Raw genomic sequence first — 3,460 nt, 5'->3', positions numbered from 1 at the left:
CGCCACCATCGTCGAGAAGAAGACCCGGATCATCGTGACCCTGCCGGCTTCGTGTCCCCGAAAGGGACTTCTCCTCCTTCTCTTCGACGCCCTCGCCCCACCGAAAACAGCCTGACGCATGCGCCCCGACAAACCCAGAAACATCAACCCGTATCGCCCAAGACCCAAGTCACCGGCCGGCATGCCAACCGGACGCAAACACCGGGTGCGCGCAAGAAAACCGAGACCGGGGAAACCACCCCACGGAGCACAAGTCCGCAGCTTCATGAATTATGCGGGCTAAGTTGTGAAGCCATGCGTTTTGTTCGAGTTGCCGCGGCCAATACCGAACCACTTGGTCGGTATTGGCATAATTACGTGCAGCGCGGCAGTCGCCTTTTCCTTCTCGGCGCCCGCCCCCGCCACTCAAACCCCGCAAGAATAGCGTGGCATGCATAGTTTGGCGGCATTGGTCGGGGGCGGCCCTGTCATATTCGACCTCTACCCCGGAACTGTCACATCCCGAACGGATATGTGTCCGGAACGCCCTCCCGATCATGTTCCGGACCAAGGGGAGTGACGGCGCTCGTCTCATCGAACCAGACCCAAGCGTCGAATTGATCCGACAAGGACGCATTGGCGTAGTGGCTCATCAACTCCGTCTCCGGCCGATAGATCACGCCGATGAAGCGTTCCAACCTCTGCTCGGCAAGTCGTCGGCGCAGACCTGCATCGCGGCGCATGTCGAGCAGAAACGAGGGGATGCCAGCGTCGTGACAAATTCGCTCAAAGCTGTCTTCCCGTGACGGGCGAACGCGCTTGACCTCCATGTCGCCGTCCCAATCTGTCGCTGCGGCAACCGTTCCGGTATGCGTGCCGAAGCCGATCATCGCAGCCTCGTCACCGAACTTTTCGCGGCAGAGCTGCCCGATATTCAGCTCATCGCGGACCGCGCCCATCTCCGTCGCCCGGGCGTCGCCGATATGGCTGTTATGCGCCCAGACGACCGCCTTGGCGTCGGGCCCCCGCGACTCGAGCAGATGTTCAAGTGTCTCAAACATGTGGGTGTCGCGCAGATTCCAGCTCTCCGCTCCACCGAAATACATGATCCGGTAATATTGCTCGGCCGACCGCACCAGACGCGCGTTCTGGGCCGCGTCGAGGAAGCTCGCCCCGTCTTCCTTGGCCTCATAATCGAGCTTTCGCTCCAGAAGCTCTCGAAGCTGCGTCACCACCTGTTCCTCGCAATCGCGGTAGCTTTGGGTCAAAACAGCACGGCCATAGGTCGCCGGATCCCGCTGCCACGGGGTGAGACAGCCATATCTTTCGCGGGCGACACGCGCGGCCTCCGGGTCGACTTCGTCAAGATACTCAAGCACCGCTGAAATTGAGCCGTGCATATTGTAGATATCGAGCCCGTAGAAACCCGCCTGTTGGTCCGGGTCCGAAACCTGAGCGTTGTGGCTCCGTAGCCAGTGGCTGAACCCTTCGACCACGGTATTCCGCCACATCCAGGTCGGAAACCGGCTGAAGGCACGCTCCTCGAACTCACGCGCGGCCTGATGCGTCGCGTACCGGTTAATGGCAGCGGCATCCGGCCAATCGGCCTCGACCGCGACGATGTTGAAGCCATGCTTTTCGACCAGACGCCGCGTGATCGCGGCACGGGCGCGATAGAATTCCGACGTGCCATGACTCGCTTCCCCAAGGAGCACGACGCGACGGTCTGCATAGCGGTCGAACTGCGCTGCGAATTCATCATCCTCGATCTCGGGCAACGGCTCAGCCGCATCGGCAACCATTTGCGGCAGCGTCCTGCCGCTGTTCTGCGCCGGGACATGGTTCGACGAGGAACGCCGACCGTCTTCCGTCCAGCCCTGCTCTCCGATCAGCGGCACGAAGCGGACGGCTCCAATGTCTTCCTCGTCCCAGTTATCAGGTCCGGTGCGCGTAATCCTCACCAGCGATTGGACGTCCCCGGACTCGCCGACCGGAATGACCATCCGACCGCCTTCCTTAAGCTGCTTCTTGAGCAAGTCCGGCACCGACGGGCCACCCGCCGCGACAAGAATCGCGTCGAACGGTGCCGCATGCGGCCATCCGAGCGTCCCGTCCGCCACATGCACATCCACGTTGCCGATGCCGGCCTTCTTGAGCCGTGCCCGGGCATACTCGCCAAGTTCGGCATGGCGTTCGATCGCGTGCACATGCCCGGCAATCTTGCCCATGATGGCGGCCGCATAGCCAGAGCCCGCGCCGACCTCCAGAACGCGGTCGCCGGGACGTATCTCGGCGGCCTCGATCATCAGCGCGACGATATAGGGCTGCGAGATGGTCTGGCCGTGACCGATCGGCAGCGGCCCGTCTTCATAGGCGAACTCCTCGGAGCCGGATGCGACGAAAACTTCGCGCGGCACCTCGCGCATCGCATCCAGCACATGTTGATCGCGAATACCCCGGCGGGCGATCTGTCTGTCGACCATACGGCCACGGGCGTCTGTCATGTCAGGCATCGTCTTCCCCTTTGGGTATTGGCGGATCGGCACACGCGACTTCATTCCGTGCAAAGGTCTCCGACCCCCAAGGCTTTAGGTGGCGTTCACCGGCCCAACGCCGCGGCTTGCCCTTTTGTTCTGTTGCTTCTGGACCGTGATGCTGCCCCATCAGTGGATAGAAGCTGCCGCGCAGGCCTTCGGCAGGACGGTGGCCAAGAACGGCAGTAGTGCCGTGGCAAGCGACGGTATCTGCAATCACCACAGGTTTGATTGCAAATAAGCGGCCCAGTATTCTCCAACGTATCGCGGCCGTTCTTAGCACTTGTGCGGAAAGCGGATAAAACCGCTCCGCTTCCCGCCTCTCCTGGTGATGGTAATACCAACGGCCCGAGGCTTTGACTCTGTGAGGGCTTCCCAGGTGTGTCAGTTGCTGATTCACTCTCTCTGGGATGTGAGGGAGGATCAGCATGGGGGTGGAGATCACGCGTAGGGAGCTGTCGGCGGCGGACCTACGGCGCGAGGCGGCGCGGGCGAAGGACGCAAGGGCGTCGCGGCGGATGCTTGCGCTGGCCTTCGTGCTCGACGGGCGGACACGGACGGAGGCGGCAGAGAGTTGCGGGATGGATCGGCAGACCCTGCGCGACTGGGTTCATCGCTATAATGCGGAGGGGCTGTCGGGTCTCATCGATCGTCCTCTTCCGGGCCGGACGCCCATGCTCAGCACGGAGCAGATGAGCGAGCTGGCGGCGATCGTCGAAGCGGGGCCGGACCCGGAGATGGACGGAGTTGTGCGCTGGCGGCGGGTTGATCTGTGCGCAGTGGTGGAGCGCCGCTTTGGCATTCGCGTGGCGGAGCGGACGATGAGCTCGATCCTCCGCCGGCTCGGCTTCGTGAAGCTGTCGGCGCGGCCGCGTCATCCGCAGAGCGATCCAGACGCCCAGGAGCTATATAAAAAACTTTCCAGAACTGGTGCGCACGGCCCTGCC

The 3,460-nt window shown here is 62.5% G+C and carries 2 protein-coding genes; one reads left to right on the top strand and one right to left on the bottom strand.

The features are described from left to right. Window positions 1–494: 494 nt before the first annotated feature. A complete protein-coding gene (locus tag JSE7799_RS10440) occupies window positions 495–2,492 on the bottom strand; it encodes a protein-L-isoaspartate(D-aspartate) O-methyltransferase (protein WP_055663554.1) in 1,998 nt (665 codons plus the stop codon). Between the two features lie 449 nt (window positions 2,493–2,941). Here JSE7799_RS10440 and JSE7799_RS10435 point away from each other — a divergent pair. Beyond that, window positions 2,942–3,460, top strand: a 519-nt coding sequence (locus JSE7799_RS10435; protein WP_083480266.1) for a winged helix-turn-helix domain-containing protein, incomplete at its 3' end; no start/stop codon positions are given.

The organism is Jannaschia seosinensis (assembly GCF_001408515.1).
Lineage (GTDB): Bacteria > Pseudomonadota > Alphaproteobacteria > Rhodobacterales > Rhodobacteraceae > Jannaschia > Jannaschia seosinensis.
The sequence above is the reverse complement of the archived record's forward strand: the minus strand, read 5'-3'. Positions and strand labels throughout refer to the sequence as shown.